Below are 15,569 nucleotides of genomic sequence, written 5' to 3'. Positions count from 1 at the left end.
ATGTGCGGGATCAGCGGACTGGTGCAATTGGAGGGCGCGGCCGACACGAGCGCGCTGCGGCGCAGTGTGGAAACCATGGTCAAGGCGCTGGCCCACCGCGGCCCCGACGACTCCGGTGTGGCCGGCGACGGTTCGGCGGTGTTCGGCATGGCCCGGCTGGCGATCCGCGGCTGCCACGACGGCAGGCAGCCGATGGTGGATGCCGAGACCGGTGTGATGATGGTCTGCAACGGCGAGATCGACAACCATGCCGAACTGCGCGGCTGGCTGGCGGAGCGCGGCAGGGCCGTCGAGCACGCCACCGACGTGGCCGTGATCCCTGGACTCTACCTGGAGTTGGGCGATGGCTTCGTCGAGCGGCTGGTCGGCGCCTTCGCCCTCGCCGTCTGGGATCCGCGCCGGGGGCGCCTGCTGCTCGCCCGCGACCGGGCCGGCGAGCGTCCGCTGTTCTACGCTTGCCGCGACGGCCGAATCAGCTTCGCTTCCCAGGCGGCCGCGCTGGTGGCCGGAAGCCCCGAGCCGTATCCGGCCGACGAGGCGGCTGTACAGGACTTCCTCAAGGCCGGCTATTTCGAGGCTCCCGCCAGTCCGTTCGCCGGCATGCGGAAAGTGCTACCGGGCGAGCGGATCGCCATCGACGTCAAGGGTGTCGAACGCAGCCGCTACTGGCGCCTGAATTTCACCCGCGGTCCGGCGCGCAAGAATCCGCTGGACGAATTCGATGCCGTGTTCCGCGAGGCGGTGCGCCGCCAAAGCGAGGTCGAGGTCGATTTCGGCGCGTTCTTGAGCGGCGGGGTCGATTCCTCCCTGGTCACGGCGGTGATGCGCAGCGTCCATCCGGACCGCAAGCTCAAGGCCTTCGGCCTGCGCTTCAGCGAAAGCTCCTACGACGAAGGCGTCTTCGCCGAGCGGGTGGCGGAGTCCTTGGGGGTCGACTACACCCCGATCTGGGTACGGCCCGAAGATTTCCCCGAGACCCTCGCCGATCTGGTGCGCCAGTCCGGCGAGCCGCTGGCCGATCCCGCCTGGGTGCCCACCGCTCTCCTGGCCCGGCGAGCCTCCGACGAGGTGCGGGTGGCCCTGGTGGGGGAGGGCGCCGACGAGCTGTTCGGCGGCTATCCCACCTATTTCGGCGCCCGCCTGGCCGAGCGCTACAGCCGCCTGCCCGGAGGACTGCGGGCGTTGATCCGCAAGGCGGTGGAAGCCTGGCCGGTGAGCGACAAGAAGGTGACGGTCTCGTTCCTGCTCAAGCGCTTCGTCCAGGGGGATGAGCTGGATTTCCTGGCGCGCCATGTCCTGTGGACATCCAGCATTCCGCCCGCCTTGCTGCGGCGGCTGGGCGTGACGCCGCCCGAGACACCGCGCGTCGCCGGCCCCCAGGAAACCATGCTCGACCGACTGCAGCAGCACGATCTGGAAACCTCCCTGGCCGAGGGCCTGCTGACCAAGGCCGACCGCGCCAGCATGCGCTCCGCGCTGGAGCTGCGGGCGCCGTTCCTGGACAAGGACGTGATCGAATTCGCCGCCACCCTGCCCGAGCGCGAACGGGTGCAAGGACTGGAAACCAAGGTGTTCCTGAAGCGTGTGGCGCTGCGCTATCTGCCGAAGGATATCGTCTACCGCAAGAAGCGCGGCCTGTCCGTGCCGCTCAGCGCCTGGCTGCGCGGCCCCCTGCACGACTGGGCCGAAGCCCGGATTTCCAGCCCGCGTCTGGAAGAACTCGGCATAAACCGCGCCGCCGCCCTGGAGCTGCTGCGCGAGCACGAGCGCCGCGGCGCCGATCACGCCCGGGCGCTGTGGACCTTGATCGTCGTCAGCGAATGGCTGGAGTGGAAGGCCGGGATGGAAGCGCACCCGGCTGCATTCGCGGCTTGATGCGGTCAGGCCGACGGCGTTGCGCTCTCCTTTGTCCGCGGCCACGACCAGAAAGCGCGGCTCGGAATCCCGAACTTCGCGCGCCACGCGGTAGCCCGCCGGCCGCGGCTCGATCTCGTACCGGTCGTTCCGTCCGGACAGTTGTGTCGCCGGGACGTGTGGATTGGCCAAGCGTTCAACCAGCTTTTTTGAACTGGGAGCGGACGGCTTGATCCACTTTGTTCCATTCGGTCAGCGCATCGGGATGGAAAGCCAGCTCATGGCTCGTCCAGCGAAACCTTGGTTGAGCCTGTCCGTCGGCCAGGCGGGTGTCGGCGAGTGTGTTCGGTTCCAAGTCTTCCAGCCTGCTTGTCAGGGCTTCGTAGGCTTTTGCCGGAACGCAGTAGAACGCTGGTTCGTTGCGGTTGAGAATGGCGACAGGAAAGCCTTCGCCAGCGGCTACCGTCTTCATCGGGCTCTTCTTTCAGTTCCGAGATGCTGGCGGTGACCTCGGTCAAAATGCGGTGTGCCCTGACGGTCTCCGATGGATAACGGTGTGGATACTGGCACTGTTAACAGGTCTCATGTCCGCCCCTTTCCCGCCGGTTCGAACACCAGTTCGGGAATCACCACTTCCCAGGCATCGCAACAGACTCTAGACAGATAGTCGGCCTCGGTTTCGTCTCGCCGCCGGATGATGATCGCGGCGGCTCGGGCTTGGATGCAGATCATGCCTTTGGGGGGATCAAAGGCCCGTGCCAAGCGTCCGACGGTATTTCCGCCGGCATCGTTTAACTCCCAGACATCGTTTTTCCTTTTCAGCCAGAGCGGATCGCCGGCTTCGAGCGCGGCGATCGCCTGGTGTATCGGATCGGTTTCGGGGTACCGTCCGGCGAAGCCGAGGTGCACGTCTTTCAGCGTGAGTTTCCGGTAGCGGCGGGAAAGCTCTGGCGGGAGCTGCATATGTTCTGTCGGTGGACGATGCAGAACGTCTGGGATTCCGGCCAGCGAATCGAGCAGCGGAGAGTTGGGCTCGATACGCGTCAGCGTCAAGGTCTTCCGTGCCCGGGTCATCGCCACGTAATAGAGGCGGCGGGGACTGTGCCGGTCTTCCTTGGCGCCGGCTTTCCAGCCGCCGTCGAGTACGGCGACATGGTCGAATTCCAGCCCCTTGGCGCGATGGGCGGTGAGCAGCATCAATCCTGAAGGGCGGCGGCGTATCTCCCGGCCCCACTCAGCGAGCCACTCTTCGAAATGTGCGCTCGGCAGTTCGGCGCCGCCGGTTTCGACCGCATACTCCTCGGCGGCCTGGCGCAAGGCATTCCACCATGGTCCGGCGGGGCGCTCGTCGAGCCACGACAGGATCTTGGCAGCGTCGACAAGTTTGGTGTCTTTCAGCCACGCCAACAGGGTTCGAGTCTCACGCAGATATCGGAACGGCACGGTTTCCTCGCCGGCCATCTGGACCGGAATCTTTGCCAGCTCGCAATAGCTCCGCACCGGTTCGAGCAGGTCCCATTTGCGGGCGATTACCGCGCATCGCGTCCAGTCCCAGTTCGGAACGAGGCTCGCCAGGCGCTCGAATTCGCGCATGACGGTGACCGCCTGGGTCCGCTCGTCGACGCCGGCTGGAAGGATCTGGACGCGGCCCTGGCCGACGGGGTCGATGGCTTCCCAATCGCCGCCGGGCGCCGCTTTTTTGCGCGCCCGGTCGATGGTGATGGGGTGCGCCTGTTTCATTCGGTCGGGAGCATCGCCGATGAGCCGGTTGGCGGCTTCGATGATGCGGGACGTGGATCGGTAGTTTTCGGTCAGATAGGCCGGTTTGGCGGCGTAATCCGCTTCGAAGCGGCGGATGAATTCGACCGAGGCGCCGTTGAAGGCGTAGATGTTCTGGTCGTCGTCCCCGACCGCGAGCAGGTTGAGCCGGCTGTCTTCGTCCTGCAGGGTGCGCCCGGCCAGAGCGGAGATCAGTTCGTACTGGTCCGGTCCGATGTCCTGGTATTCGTCCACCAGAATCCAGCGGTAGCCTGCGAGCAGGCGGTCGCGCTGCTCGTCGGCTTCTTCCGGCGGCAGTCCTTCGCCTTTCAGCAGGGCGATGGCTTGACGCAGGACTTCCTGGAAGACCTCGTCCCCGGTTTTTTCCCAGCGTTCGGCGAAGCTCACGCCTGCCAAGCGCATGGCGAGCGCGTGGCAGGTCAGCACCGTGATTCCGCGCGCATCGTCGCCGATCAAGCCGGCCAGGCGCTTGCGGATTTCTGCGGCGGCATGGCGGTTGTACGCCAGGGCCAGAATGCCGCGGGGGTTCTCCCGCCGTACCCGGATCAGGTAGGCGATGCGGTGCACCAGCACTCGGGTCTTGCCCGAGCCGGGGCCGGCAAGCACCAGGACATTGGTCTGTTCGCGGTCGTCGGCGACGATCCTTTGCTGTGCCGGGTTTTGCAGCGACTCGACGATGTTTCGCCAGGATTCCGGCGTAGTCTGGCGCGACAGCTCTTTCTCTCGGCCCGGCAGCCACTGGCGCAGGAAAGCATCGCGGTCCAGCCGGAAATAGTCCATCGCCATCCGCAGAGCCTCGGCGACGGCTTTCAGGCCGCGTTGGGCGTATTCCGCCATCACGTGGATTTGCAGTACCTGCTCGTCGTAATGGAGCTTGAGCGGCTCGAAATCCGCTTTTGCGAAACCGCGCTTGTCCGGCGCCAGGCGAATCGTCATGGCAGCCCGGAATACCGTGAAGCCTTTGTTGAGCCGGATCACGTCCTGGTCATGAAGCCAGAGCAGGGCCGTTTGCAGCAGCTTGGGGGGGTTCTTCATTTCCGCTTTCAGCATCAGGTCGCCTTCCATGGCCGCGGTGAGCTTGCCCAGTGTGGTTTCCGCCAGCAGGTCGGTGCCTCGGGTGCCGGGTGGAAGACAGGCCAGCAGGTGTTCCAGGAGACGCTGGGCTGCAATGCGCCTTAGCCGGGCGGTCTTTTCCAGTGCGGACCATCGCCGTTGCAGCGTGACGTTCACCGACTCGCTGTCGATGCGGCGCAGCCGAAGGCTGCCGGTTCCGCTGTCTTCTGCGCGTCCGTCGGCGGCCAGGCCGGACAACAGCCGCTGGAGCTTTTCCGGCAGAGCGCCAGGATGGCCGGCGTCTTTCAAGCGCTGTGCGGCGATGCGCAGATGGAGCATCGAGGACTCGTCTTTGTCGAGATCGGGCGCGACCAGTCTGAGTTCCGCGATCAACGCGGTTTCCAGCGCTACGGCTTCTTCGAAGCGCTTCATCGACGCGCGCTCCACGCCGCTGTGGACGAACGCGGTGAGCACCGTGTCGTTACTGGCAAGACCTAGGCGTTTGAGGTCGTAAAGCGCGTTGCGGATCCGTTCCGGGTTGAGGCCCAACAGGCCCATCAGTTCGTCGGTGGAGACCCCTTCGTCGGGATCCGCGCCGATGAGGGCGGCGATCAGATTCAATAGTTGGCGGCGGTATTCTTCGTGCATCGGCTGCTTGGCGAGCTTTTGGCGCGCCTCGTCCACCGAGCCGACGCGAAGCGAAGAGGGAAACACCTGACAGCGATTTTCTTCCCGGCTCAGCAGCACGGCTTCTTCCAGCCAGGCGACGCCGGTGCGTACCCGTGTGTCGTCGGTGGCCGAGTCCCGTCCGAAATCGCCTTCGGACTCCTCGGCTAGAATTTCCCCAGGCGTGGCGACCACCTCACCGTCCAGCCGCTTTCTGCGGTCCAGGCGCCTGAGTGCTTTCAGGACAGCTCGTATCTCCTTCAGGCTGAGCCGCGAATGGGCGGACATGCCGAATTGGCGTTCGACGTCCTCCTGGGTATAGAGCAATACACAGCGCGCCGCCTCCCGGTCGCGGCCAGCGCGGCCGGCCTCCTGCAGATAGTTTTCCAGCGAGCCGGGAATGTCGGCATGGATCACGACGCGTACATCCGGTTTGTCGATGCCCATGCCGAAGGCATTGGTGGCGGCGATCACCCGCAATTCGCCCCGGATGAAATTTTCCTGCACGTTTTTCTTCGTTTCCGGTGGCAGATGGGCGTGGAAATGCGCCGCGGCGATCCCTGTGGCGCGGAGAAACGCGGCCACTTCCTCCGTCTTGCGGCGGGTGGCGCAATAGACGATGGCGCCTCCGGGGACATCCGGCGGCAGATCGGACATCAATATCCGGTGGATGTCGGCGAATTTTTCCGCCGGCGTGGTCTGCACTACGACAAAATCCAGGTTGCTCCGCTGCGAGCCGCCGTCGAATACCCGAAGGCCGATGCCCAATCTGGCGCTGAAGTGTCCAACGATGTCGGCCACCACATCGGGCTTGGCCGTCGCGGTGAGGCATAGCACCGGCGGTATCGTCGCGTCGCCGGCACTGTCCCGGATGAAACGTCCGACGTAGCGGTAATCGGGCCGGAAGTCATGTCCCCATTTGGACAGGCAGTGCGCTTCGTCCAGCACCCAGGCGCCGATCTCCCGTTGTGCCAGCACCTTGCGCACGGCGCGGTTGCGTAACTGTTCAGGCGAAATGACGAGAATGCCGATATCGCCCAGCCGGACCCGGTCCAGCGCATCCGAGCGTTCCGGCATCGACAGCAGGCCGTTGATCGCGGCGCAGCAGTGGATGCCGCGGTTGGCCAAGCCGTTGATCTGATCGGCCATCAAGGCGACCAGAGGCGAGATCACTACGGTGAGCGCCCCCGTCTTCTCGTAGCGGGACAAGGCTGGAATCTGGTAACAGAGGGATTTTCCGGTCCCAGTCGGCAAAATGCCCAGCACGTGCTCCCCGCGCATGGCGGCTTCGACTATGGACTGTTGCAACGAACGGCCGTCTTCGCCGCGGGGTTCGGGGCGGAAGTCGGGCAGGCCGAACCACCGCTGGAGTTCTTTCCGGGCGTTGTGCCGTTCGCTGCACCAGGGACAGGCCGGATCGCTGCAAGGGGTGTCCCTCAGTCTCCGTATCAGGACGCTCGCTTCGGGGAATTGGTGACGCACCCAGGGTGGCATCACGGAATTACCGCCGGCTACCGAAAGCCAGGCCAGTGCGTAGGCCAGTGCCCAGCCGTGTTCCGCCGCGCTGGCCAGAATGTCGTCGGCCTGGTGCAAGCAGGATTGATTGTGCAGCAGCCGTTGGATAGCGGAGCGAGCTTCGGTGTCGGATGGCCGCAGTCTGGCGCGGAGGCTGGTGAAAAACGAATCGAGGCCGGACATGGTACTTTCCACGGTGGTCAGCCAATGCCAGGCCAGGATCAGATCCGGAGCCGAGTCGTTCAGTGCGCGCAGTTCCGCGTATTGGTCGCGGAACAGGTCCAGCGCGAGGCGAGCGTCCAACTCCGGGTCGTTGAGCCGTCCCCGTTTCAGTTGGCCGTCCTGGTAATGCTTGACGAGATGGTGGTAGGGGTTGCGGGGGAAGGCGAGGGGATTCAGCCGCAGCGTATCGACCGCCGGCAGTTTGAGTATGTACAGGTCGGGTTTGGCCGCAACAAGATGCGGCAGATCGAAGGCGATCAGGTTATGCCCCAGCAGGAATGCGGTACCGGCGGCGAAGTCGTCGAGCTTTCCTAAGTCCTTCTCCGCATAGCCTTGCCTGGAGACGAATGCCGCGTCTGTATCGCCGCGTACCGCAGCGAAATGGTGGATGCGACCGTCGCGAATGCCGACTTCGAGGTCGATGGACAGGCAGTTTGGGGCAAACCTTTGGCGTCTCCCGGACGGCTCCATAGGTTTCCTTCAGCGAAGCTTACGATTCTGACGCATTACACTTTGCGTGAGCGTCGGTGGATTGCGGGCTGAGTTGAGGAGGATCGCTAGTGTAACGCCCTGGCCAGCCTTTAGTAATGGAGTTTTGGGTCCCCTTATGCCGCACCGGAGAGCCAGCCGCCCAAGGCCGCCACTGCGATGCCCCGTGCCGCCAGTTCCATGCGCAGGCGCCGGGCGAAGGCTGCGGCGTCCGGACCGTCGCCATGCAGGCAGAGGGTGTCCACGGGCATCGGAATGACCGTCCCGTCGCGGGCGGTCACTTCGCCGCGCTCCACCATGCCCAGGGCCTGGGCGACGGCTTCGGCCGGCTCCTCGATCAGCGCCTCCGGCCGGCCGCGCGGCGTCAGCGTGCCGTCCGGCTCGTAGCGGCGGTCGGCGAAGCCCTCGCGCGCGACCGCCAGGCCCGCCGCCTGTCCGGCCCGGACCAGCTGCGATCCGGCGGGCCCCACCAGGATGAGGTTCGCGTCGAAAGCCCGGACCGCGGCGGCGATCGCTTCGGCCATGGCTGCATCGGACGCGGCCTGGCCGTACAGCGCGCCGTGCGGCTTGACGTGGACCAGCCGCCCGCCGGCGGCCCTGGCGAAACCGGCCAGCGCGCCGATCTGGTAGAGCACCAGGTTGCGGATTTCGTCCGGCCGCAATGTCATGGGACGGCGTCCGAAGCCCTGGCGGTCCGGCAGCGACGGGTGGGCGCCGAGGGCGACGCCGCGGCTCACGGCGAGGCGCACCGTTTCCGCCATGACGTCCGGATCGCCGGCATGGAAGCCACAGGCGATGTTGGCCGAGGTGACCAGTTCCAGCAGGGTTTCGTCCTGGCCCATGCGCCAGGGGCCGAAGCTTTCGCCGAGATCGGCGTTGAGGTCGATGGTTCGTGCCATGCGAATTCTCACGAGGAGGGGCTGTTCAATGGCCAGCGCAGGTCCAGGCCGGTGCGCAGCCGGCGGAGCTGGAGTGCGCGGATTCGATACAGCGTCTGCGCGCGTTCCACCGGAATCGGTTCGAAACGGACGGTCTCTCCCGGTCTCAACTGCGCGAGCCGCGGATGGTCGACGCTCGCCACCGTGCCCAGCACCGGATAGCCGCCGGTGGTCTGGCGGTCCACCCCCAGCAGGATGGGCTGGCCGTCCGGCGGCAGTTGCAGCGTGCCGAAGGTGACGCCGGCCGAGAGCCGTTCGGCTGCGGAGACCGGATGCAGCGGCGGCCCTTCCAGGCGCAAGCCCATCCGGTCGGATGCCTGGCCGACCCGGAAGGCGTCCGTTTCGAGCGCGCGCCGGTCTTCGTCGGGCAGGTCCTGCCAGTCCGGCCCTGGAATCAGGCGCAGCCGCGCCGGGCATTCCAGCGGCAGCGCCCTGTTCCACGCCGCGGACCAGGCCGGTACGCAAGGGCGTGAGGGGTTGTCCGGCAGGGCGAGGGTGCTTTCGCCCGCCTTGATGACATCGCCCTTGCCCAGCGGCCGTCCCCCCAGCCCGCCGAACCCCGCCCGCAGGTCGGTGCTACGGCTGCCCAGCACGGCCGTGACTTCGAAACCGCCGGCCACCGCCAGGTAGGCGCGGCAGCCCAGGCGAGGCCGGCCGAAGCCGAGCCGCGAGCCGGCGGGCAGCCACACGGGCCGCCAGCAGGCGAGCGGCCTGCCATCCAGTTCCGCCGAGAGATCGGCGCCGGTGAGGGATACCCATGCGCCGCGCTCGAAGCTCAGCCGGGGGCCCTGGAGCGTCATTTCCAGCACGGCGGCTGCCGGCGGATTGCCCACCAGCGCGTTGGCGATGGCGGCGGAGTAGCCGTCCATGGCTCCACCCGGCGTCACGCCCATGTGCTGGCAGCCCGGCCGGCCCAGGTCCTGCAGTGTGCTCAGGAGGCCGGGATGTTCGACCCGGATCACGACGCCTCCCCTCTCAGGCGCGACTCGAATTCGTCCGGACCGATCGGCACGAAGCGCAGCCGGTCGCCCGGCGCCAAGAGGCAAGGCGGCTCGCGCAGCGGATCGAACAGGCGCAGGGGGGTGCGGCCGATGAGCCGCCAGCCGCCAGGACTGGTCTGCGGATAGACGCCGGTCTGCTCCCCCGCGATCCCTACCGCTCCCGCCGGCACGCTGGAACGCGGCGCGGCGCGGCGGGGCGTCGCCAAGTCCGGATCGAGGCCGCCAAGATAGGCGAATCCCGGCGTGAAGCCGAGAAAATACACGCGGTATTCGCCGCTGCTGTGACGGGCGATCACCTCGTCCGGGGCGAGCCCGCAATGGCGGGCCACTTCGTCCAGATCCGGCCCGTGCTCACCGCCGTAGCAGACCGGGATGAGGAGATGGCGGTCTTCAAGGGCGGTGCCGCCTTCGTCCGCGAGGTACGGCATCACGGTTTCGACCAGTCCGTCATGGCTCCAGACGCCAGGATCGTAATGCAGTGTCAGGCTGGCATAAGCCGGGACCCGGTCGGTGACGCCGGGCAGGTCCGCCAGCGCGTTGGACAGGGCGACGGCGCGCCGGTTCAGCGCCGGATCGATCCGGTCGCCGAAAACGATCAGCAGGGCGCTGTCGCCGAGGGGTGAAAGGCGGGGCGGGCTGGCGCTCATGCTCGGTTTTTGGCTGTCGGCCCCGAATCATCGCCCAGATGGACGAAGATGTGTCCCACGGCCTTCTCGCCGCGGGTGTGAAGCCGGCCGCGTCCGCCCGGGATCGTCTTCGTTGAAACCCGGCAAGGAAAAATCGAAGCGCGGTCTGCCATCGATCGTTTCGACCCATCCGTCGCGATTCCCCGGATGTCGGAGCGTCATCGGCTGGTCGACAGCCACGGATTCATAGTATCGGCATTCGCTCATGGTGATTTTGGTCGGGATGACGGAAGGAAAAGCGGGTCGGAAGTCTACTTTAGATTGCGAGGCGGAGGCACCGGCATGATGTGGGCGAATCGGAGCGATCCTGCAAATTCGCGGGGCGGCTCTTGTCAATGGTGTCGATTTTGACTAGCTTGGCAATTGAAAGGCAAAGCTCATTGGCTGTCAGCTACGGGTTGGTCGCATTCTTGGGATGGCAATGCGGGTTTCCCGTGGATGCCTTTCCCAGTGCCCAAGAACAGGAGATATTCCCATGCGCAAAGCAATCATATTACTCGCTTTGGTGTTCGCTGTTACGGGTAACGCTTCCGCGGCGACACAAATCTTCACTGGGCCTGTTAGGACTCAACCTGCTGCTACGAGCCCTACGGGGGTGCGCGTTTCCTGCGATGTACTGAATCTAAGCAAGAAAATCCAGAATGTTACTGCGGAATTGGTATCTAACGATGGAACGGTCGTTCAGACCAGCACTGCCGCCGTACAGCCGGGGCAGGGAACATATCGTCTCGCCACCAATTATGGTGGAAACGGGTATTTTTTCTGTCGATTCACTATTGATAGCGCCAAGGTTAGGGGATATATAGTCTTGACTAACCAGGATTTTTCATTTCAATTCAGTGAAGAAGCGCACTAGTGCATTTGAAATGTAAAACGGCGGGTCTACGCTGAGGTAGCGATGGCGAGCCATGGTCTTGTGCCACATCCGTCGTCCGTTTCGTTTAGGATCCTGACTTCAGAATCCAGCCCCCCTCGTGGGGGCTGGATACAAGGGGATGCCTCTTGTGTGACTTCCCCGCGAATTGTTCCAGTCACCGCTCCGGTCCACCCCATCTATGCCGGCTTCGACGGCGTTCCGCGCGCCGGTTTGCGAATTCCGCTCCGTCGTCGTTTCCGATTCAGCCGCTAAGCTGCCAGCGCATACCGTCACGCCAACCCGTTGTGTTGCGGCTCGGCTTCCTGCGAATCGTCCTCTGGTTCAATTTTTCAACCGCTGGCATGCTCCCAGGCTGTCTTCGGCGGGCGAGGCTTTCCGGTCGGATTTCCTCGATCGTCCAGCGGTGGCTTTCATCGAGTGCCTGAAATGGCAGCCCTTGGGGGCGTCAGGTACTCAGCAGGCCGGAGACCGCGGCGCACTGATCCGGCGTCAGCTCGAATTCGAAGATCGCCAGGTCTTCCCGCATGTGGGCTTCCGATGCCGTTCCGGTCAAGGGGACGACGCCAATCTGGGTGAGATAGCGGAAGAACACCTGCGCTGGCGTGCGGCCGTGAGTCGCCGCCAGAGCCCGCAGCGTGGCATGGGCCAGGATCGAAGGGTTGGCGGTCAGGGTCCAGAAGCTCTGATAGACGATCCGGTTCTGCCGGCAGAACTCCCGGATCTCGTGGTCGTAGCGGGTCTCCGCATAGAAGCGGTTCTGCACCACGGCCGGTTTGACCCGGCTCCAGCGGTACAGGCGTTCCAGCAGTTCGGGCCGGTAGCAGTTGCTGATTCCCAGTTGCCGGGCGCCGCCGCCGTCGAAGACCGTTTCCATCGCCCGCCAGACGTCCAGCGTGTCCTTTTCCTTCGACAACGGCGAATGCAGGATCAGACAATCGAGATAGGAGGTGCGGAGATTCTTCAGCGAGCTTTCGAAGGACCGGGCGACTTGCTCGGCCAGGCTCGCCTTCGGATCGTAGGGCATCCGTTCGGGGTCCTGGCCGTCGACCGGGGTGAACTTGCTCTGGAGGTAGAGGTCGGCCCGTTCCAGGCCGGCATTCATGCACGCTGCGAGGCCGGCGCCGACACCCGGTTCGTCGTAATGCTTGGGCTGGCAGGCGGTGTCGATGCCGCGGAATCCGAGCGAGACGGCCTGTTCCACCAGGGCCGCGGTACGGTCCTTTTTCCAGGCCGTGCCGTAGACGATGCCGGGCATACGGACGCCGTAAGCGGACACCAGAAAGCCATCTTTTTGCATCGGATCAACCTCCGGTGCGGCGCCACACGCTGGCCAGCCAAGGCTGCTGGTCGCGCGGCAGGCCGGCGGGCCGGTAGTAGTGTTCCAGCTCCAGGAACCCGGCCGATGTCAGGAACCGGCGCCAGGTGTCGAGATCGTGATAGACGCCGTAGCGTCCGCGATTCCAGCCTTCCTCGTTCCGGCCCCTTGGATTCGAGGCGAACAGCACGCCTTCGGGTTTGAGCGCGGCGCGCAGCTCGCCGAGAACCCTCGGCAGTTCGCGGCTCGGCACGTGGAAAAGGGTCGCGTTGGCGAAAATGCCGTCGAAATGCTCCTCCGGCAGGTCGAGTTTGAGGAAATCCTGGTGCCAGACTTCACAACCGCTGTAATCCCTCGCCATCTCGACGAAACGGAAGGCGCCGTCCAGCCCGACGGCCCGGTGCCCCAGTTCGGTGAATGCCTTCAGGTCGCGCCCCGGTCCGCAGCCGAAATCCAGCACGGTGAACGGTGGCTCGGTCCGGATGTGGGAGAGCAGGGCGGCGATGTTCTGGCTGACGTCGTGATCGCGCGTGCCCTCGAAGAACGCCTCGGCGTTGCGTTCGTAATGTCCGAGGGTTTCGGCGGAAATCCGATCCAGGGGCTCCATGAATTCGTTCACCGCTATGCGGACGCTGTTGGGGGATGGGGTTAATCATACTATGGAGCTGGGTTATACGGGGCAATGCTTTTGGGGCCGCGACGGGCTCGCTGTGGTGAGCGATGCCGGAAACAGTGAACTGACCGGGCGGAGCGCAATATTGGCGCCGGCGGGTTTTCCGCAGGGATGGAATGCAGACGATTTGGCGCCTTCAGCCGCGAAAGCCACCCTACTGGTGTCATACTGGTGCCTTTAGACGGAGACCTCCAAGGTGCCCAAAAATTTTCCAAGGGTCGCCACATCCCTCGCCGAGGCCGCGCGCTGAACGGTGGGTACCTGGGTTGCTGGCAGTCGCTCCTGCAGAAGGCGCACAAGCCCATACGGAAAACCCCTCGAAAAACGCCGCCCCGAAGCCCGGTAAAATCGGGAGCTCCAGGGAGCGACGGAAGTCGGAAGGCAAACACGGGATTTCAGGACGGCAAGGCATGAACCATATCGATACATTGATCCGCTTGATCAACCAGGGATTTTCGGCTCAAGTAATGCTGAAGGACGGCAGCATGATCCGGGGATTCCGCCCACATGACATCATCGCCAGGGGCGGCGTGTCGGCGGGGGTCGTCGTGGCGCGCGGCCTGGTCGGCGGAGAAGACCGGATCGTTCCTCTGTGCGACGTCAGCGGCGTCTTCAGCGAGCGTCCGCGCCGGGTACTCACGACGGACGCCGGATTCTTCCAGCGCAACCCCGTGCCGCGGGGATGGACCCGGCTACATCCCCTAGCCGTCTCCGACGGTAACTGAACGGCTCCACCGCGCCGGGCTCAGCGTGGAGCACAGAGCTGCCGGGCGGCGTCGGAGACCGGCTCGATCTTCCCGGCCGCGTCGATCCGCCACCGGTAGCGTGCCTCCATCGCCTTGGAGATCCGCAGACTGCGCTCCAGGTCACGATGGTCGTCCTCGACGAACACCCGCCAGCCCAGGTCGCGTCGGCTGTGGCTCTGGATTTCCTCCTGGAGGCGTTGGCCGACGGTGGCTCCCGCGCAGGTGGCGGCTTCGACCTTGGCGATGTCTGCGGCTTCGTCCCCGACGGCCGCAGGCAAGGGCATCAGTGCCAGCCAGAAAAGGACGATCAGAATCCTGCTCATGGGCTTTCCGGTCGGGCCGTCAGAAGTGATAAGCCTTGCTGTTGTGCAGGGCGACGTCCAGTCCTTCGGTTTCCTGGTCGGGGGTCACCCGCAGGCCGATGGTGCGGTCCAGAATCTTCAGCAACAGCCAGCTGATGAGCCCGCTCCAGGCGGCAACCGAGCCTACCGCGAGAATCTGGGTCAGGGTTTGCTGGCCGATCGTCAGACCCGTGGTGATGCCGGCACCGCCCAGCGCCTCGGCGGCGAAGGGCGCGGTCAGCACGGTGCCGATCATGCCGCCGACGCCGTGCACCGGAAAGACGTCCAAGGTGTCGTCGATTTGCAGCGAGCGCTTGATCCAGTGAATGGCGCCGAAGCAGATCACGCCGGCCGCCGTGCCCATGGCGATGGCGCCAAGCGGTCCGACGAACCCGGCCGCCGGCGAGATCACGCCCAGGCCGGCGATCATGCCGGTCAGGGCGCCGAGCAGGGTCGGTTTGCCGAAACTCCGCCATTCCACCGCCATCCACACCAGCGCGCCAACCGAGGCGCCGATGTGGGTGGTCAGCATGGCCATGCCCGCTGCGCCGGTCGCCATCAGAGCGCTGCCGGCGCTGAAACCATGCCAGCCCACCGCCAGGATTCCGGCGCCGATCGCGGTCAGGGTCAGGTTGTGGGGTGGCAGGAGTGTGCGCGGATAGCCCCGGCGCGGCCCCAGCATCCAGGCGCCGACCAGGGCGGACACGCCGGCGGTGGTATGCACGACCACGCCGCCGGCGAAATCGATGGCGCCGATCCGCGCCAGCCAGCCTTCCCCCCACACCCAATGGCAGACCGGCACATAGACCAGCAGGGTCCAGATCCCGGTGAACCAGAGCGTGACCGAAAACTTCATGCGTTCCACGATGGCGCCGATCATCAGGGCAGGGGCAAAGATCGCGAAGGTCAGGTGGTACATGCAGTACACCACCTCCGGCAGATTGCCGTTCAGCGAGTCGGCTTTCAGTCCCAGCAGGAACAGGCGTTTGCCGCCGCCGATCCAGGCCTGCAGTTCGCCGCCGTCGGTCAGTGCCAGGGTATAGCCGGCGATCACCCAGAGCACCGAGACCAGTGAAGTCGCGGTGAAAATCTGCACCATGACGGACAACACGTTCTTGGTCCGTACCAGTCCCGCATAGAGCAGGGCGAGACCCGGCATCGTCATGAACAGCACCAGTCCCGTCGAGGTGAGTATCCAGGCGGTGTCCGCGGCGTTCGGACCTTCGGGTGCGGCCAGCACGGGCCAAGTCAGGCCTGACAGGGCCAAGACTCTCATCATGGCGACTGGAAATTTCATCTTCTCCCCCTTCACCGGCCCGGCCGTCCGGCTTTCGATCACGTTATTGAGGCACCGGCTCCGCTGCGGTGCAAGATGGAGCACCATAAGCGTGCGTTCATGCGGTAACTATGCACC

12 protein-coding genes are annotated in these 15,569 nt (G+C 65.1%); 3 read left to right on the top strand and 9 right to left on the bottom strand.

Annotated elements, in window-relative coordinates:
• A complete protein-coding gene (gene asnB / locus H156_RS0100265; RefSeq protein WP_017364941.1) occupies positions 1-1,875 on the top strand; it encodes an asparagine synthase (glutamine-hydrolyzing) in 1,875 nt (624 codons plus the stop codon).
• Positions 1,876-2,050: 175 nt separating this feature from the next.
• On the opposite strand, the gene H156_RS17740 is transcribed toward asnB, so the two are convergent.
• The 5 genes from H156_RS17740 to pxpB all read right to left on the bottom strand — a co-directional run bounded on the left by H156_RS17740 (position 2,051) and on the right by pxpB (position 10,164).
• Positions 2,051-2,326 carry a type II toxin-antitoxin system Phd/YefM family antitoxin gene (locus H156_RS17740; protein ID WP_017364940.1) on the bottom strand — a complete coding sequence of 92 codons (276 nt, stop codon included), beginning with the start codon at positions 2,324-2,326 and terminating at the stop codon, positions 2,051-2,053.
• A gap of 110 nt (positions 2,327-2,436) precedes the next feature.
• Positions 2,437-7,560, bottom strand: a complete 5,124-nt coding sequence (locus H156_RS0100255) for a RecQ family ATP-dependent DNA helicase (RefSeq protein ID WP_017364939.1) — start codon at positions 7,558-7,560, stop codon at positions 2,437-2,439.
• 134 nt (positions 7,561-7,694) lie between these two features.
• On the bottom strand, positions 7,695-8,477 hold the full coding sequence (locus H156_RS0100250) for a LamB/YcsF family protein (protein WP_017364938.1): 783 nt from the start codon (positions 8,475-8,477) through the stop codon (positions 7,695-7,697).
• Positions 8,478-8,485: 8 nt separating this feature from the next.
• Entirely contained in the window at positions 8,486-9,478 is a 993-nt protein-coding gene (locus H156_RS0100245) for a 5-oxoprolinase subunit C family protein (RefSeq protein ID WP_017364937.1), read from the bottom strand.
• On the bottom strand, positions 9,475-10,164 hold the full coding sequence (gene pxpB / locus H156_RS15550) for a 5-oxoprolinase subunit PxpB (RefSeq protein WP_017364936.1): 690 nt from the start codon (positions 10,162-10,164) through the stop codon (positions 9,475-9,477). The genes H156_RS0100245 and pxpB overlap by 4 nt, the downstream gene beginning before the upstream one ends.
• A gap of 514 nt (positions 10,165-10,678) precedes the next feature.
• Here pxpB and H156_RS16865 point away from each other — a divergent pair.
• Complete coding sequence (locus H156_RS16865) at positions 10,679-11,059, top strand: hypothetical protein (protein ID WP_154656609.1); 381 nt, start codon at positions 10,679-10,681, stop codon at positions 11,057-11,059.
• A gap of 466 nt (positions 11,060-11,525) precedes the next feature.
• On the opposite strand, the gene H156_RS0100235 is transcribed toward H156_RS16865, so the two are convergent.
• Together H156_RS0100235 and H156_RS0100230 are read right to left on the bottom strand one after the other, a co-directional pair.
• Positions 11,526-12,377 (bottom strand): aldo/keto reductase family protein, encoded by an 852-nt coding sequence (locus H156_RS0100235; protein ID WP_017364934.1) that lies wholly within the window; start codon positions 12,375-12,377, stop codon positions 11,526-11,528.
• A 4-nt stretch (positions 12,378-12,381) separates the two neighbouring features.
• Complete coding sequence (locus H156_RS0100230; protein ID WP_036245771.1) at positions 12,382-13,002, bottom strand: class I SAM-dependent methyltransferase; 621 nt, start codon at positions 13,000-13,002, stop codon at positions 12,382-12,384.
• Positions 13,003-13,478: 476 nt separating this feature from the next.
• Here H156_RS0100230 and H156_RS0100225 point away from each other — a divergent pair, with 476 nt between their 5' ends.
• Positions 13,479-13,793 carry a hypothetical protein gene (locus tag H156_RS0100225; protein ID WP_010959841.1) on the top strand — a complete coding sequence of 105 codons (315 nt, stop codon included), beginning with the start codon at positions 13,479-13,481 and terminating at the stop codon, positions 13,791-13,793.
• 20 nt (positions 13,794-13,813) lie between these two features.
• Here the strand turns inward: H156_RS0100225 and H156_RS0100220 are convergent, their stop codons facing one another.
• Positions 13,814-14,137, bottom strand: coding sequence for a hypothetical protein (locus H156_RS0100220; RefSeq protein ID WP_010959842.1), 324 nt, complete (start codon positions 14,135-14,137; stop codon positions 13,814-13,816).
• A gap of 19 nt (positions 14,138-14,156) precedes the next feature.
• Complete coding sequence (locus tag H156_RS0100215) at positions 14,157-15,452, bottom strand: ammonium transporter (RefSeq protein ID WP_050998162.1); 1,296 nt, start codon at positions 15,450-15,452, stop codon at positions 14,157-14,159.
• Positions 15,453-15,569 lie beyond the last annotated feature (117 nt).

Source organism: Methylococcus capsulatus str. Texas = ATCC 19069, from assembly GCF_000424685.1.
GTDB classification, from domain to species: Bacteria; Pseudomonadota; Gammaproteobacteria; order Methylococcales; family Methylococcaceae; genus Methylococcus; species Methylococcus capsulatus.
This window is presented reverse-complemented; position numbering and strand designations above follow the sequence as displayed.

What these genes read in the sequence shown, in the direction of transcription:
- H156_RS0100215 (WP_050998162.1), bottom strand. Translation starts at nt 15,452, where the DNA reads ATGAAATTTCCAGTCGCCATGATGAGAGTCTTGGCCCTGTCAGGCCTG.
- pxpB (WP_017364936.1), bottom strand. Translation starts at nt 10,164, where the DNA reads ATGAGCGCCAGCCCGCCCCGCCTTTCACCCCTCGGCGACAGCGCCCTG.
- H156_RS0100235 (WP_017364934.1), bottom strand. Translation starts at nt 12,377, where the DNA reads ATGCAAAAAGATGGCTTTCTGGTGTCCGCTTACGGCGTCCGTATGCCC.
- H156_RS0100225 (WP_010959841.1), top strand. Translation starts at nt 13,479, where the DNA reads ATGAACCATATCGATACATTGATCCGCTTGATCAACCAGGGATTTTCG.
- H156_RS0100255 (WP_017364939.1), bottom strand. Translation starts at nt 7,560, where the DNA reads ATGGAGCCGTCCGGGAGACGCCAAAGGTTTGCCCCAAACTGCCTGTCC.
- H156_RS0100230 (WP_036245771.1), bottom strand. Translation starts at nt 13,002, where the DNA reads ATGGAGCCCCTGGATCGGATTTCCGCCGAAACCCTCGGACATTACGAA.
- H156_RS17740 (WP_017364940.1), bottom strand. Translation starts at nt 2,326, where the DNA reads ATGAAGACGGTAGCCGCTGGCGAAGGCTTTCCTGTCGCCATTCTCAAC.
- asnB (WP_017364941.1), top strand. Translation starts at nt 1, where the DNA reads ATGTGCGGGATCAGCGGACTGGTGCAATTGGAGGGCGCGGCCGACACG.
- H156_RS16865 (WP_154656609.1), top strand. Translation starts at nt 10,679, where the DNA reads ATGCGCAAAGCAATCATATTACTCGCTTTGGTGTTCGCTGTTACGGGT.
- H156_RS0100220 (WP_010959842.1), bottom strand. Translation starts at nt 14,137, where the DNA reads ATGAGCAGGATTCTGATCGTCCTTTTCTGGCTGGCACTGATGCCCTTG.
- H156_RS0100250 (WP_017364938.1), bottom strand. Translation starts at nt 8,477, where the DNA reads ATGGCACGAACCATCGACCTCAACGCCGATCTCGGCGAAAGCTTCGGC.